Source organism: Alcanivorax sp. HI0083, from assembly GCF_001635175.1.
In genome coordinates this window covers 1-988 of sequence record NZ_LWFX01001462.1, presented here as the reverse complement: position 1 = coordinate 988, position 988 = coordinate 1, and the positions used below count along the sequence as shown (strand labels likewise).

Below are 988 nucleotides of genomic sequence, written 5' to 3'. Positions count from 1 at the left end.
CGCCATCATCAAACAGTGGGCCGAAAAGCTGGGCCAGGATGTGGGCGATACCGTGTTGTATCCGGTGTCCGTGCGTTGTGAAGAAGTCATGTGGCGCGAGAAGAAACTGTTCTGCAACGCCGATTTCTTCCATGCGTCTGCCTATTTCTTCATGGGCATTCCGACCAAGCTGTTCACCCCGATTTTCGTGATGAGCCGCCTGACCGGTTGGGCCGGCCACGTAATGGAACAGCGTGCAGACAACCGCATTATTCGTCCGAGCGCGGATTACACCGGTGAAGAACTGCGGGCGGTAACGCCGATCGCTGAGCGGGGTTGATTCGCTCTTACTGTAGGAGCTTGCTTGCAAGCGAAGGGTTCGCCTGCAAGCAGCCTCCTACGGAGATATAGATCCCAAGATTCACCCAGACAAGAGATCCCCAGGCTATGAACACCGAATACCGCAAATCCCTACCCGGCACCGAGCTGGACTATTTCGACACCCGCGCGGCGGTCGATGCGATCCAGCCTGGGGCCTATGCAAAACTTCCATACACTTCCCGAATTCTGGCAGAGCAGCTGGTGCGCCGTTGTGCACCTCAGGATTTGACCGGTGCGCTCAAGCAGCTCATCGAACGCAAACGCGACCTGGACTTTCCCTGGTATCCGGCCCGCGTTGTCTGCCATGACATTCTCGGCCAGACCGCGCTGGTAGACTTGGCCGGCCTGCGTGATGCCATCGCCGAGAAGGGCGGTGATCCGTCCCAGGTGAACCCGGTGGTGCCGACCCAGTTAATCGTTGACCACTCCCTGGCCGTGGAGCACCCCGGTTTTGAAGAGGGCGCGTTCGAAAAGAACCGCGCGGTGGAAGAGCGCCGCAATGAGGACCGGTTCCATTTCATCAACTGGACTAAAACCGCCTTCGATAACGTGGATGTGATCCCCCCGGGTAACGGCATCATGCACCAGATCAACCTGGAAAAGATGTCTCCGGTGGTACAGGTGCGCG

2 protein-coding genes are annotated in these 988 nt (G+C 58.2%); both read left to right on the top strand.

The window, feature by feature from the left end; all coding sequences use genetic code 11:
* Window positions 1–319 (top strand): citrate/2-methylcitrate synthase (locus A3754_RS22155; RefSeq protein WP_304439858.1); only part of this gene is annotated, 319 nt, incomplete at its 5' end.
* A 107-nt stretch (window positions 320–426) separates the two neighbouring features.
* On the top strand, window positions 427–988 hold a 562-nt coding region (locus A3754_RS22150), incomplete at its 3' end, for an aconitase family protein (RefSeq protein ID WP_255363153.1).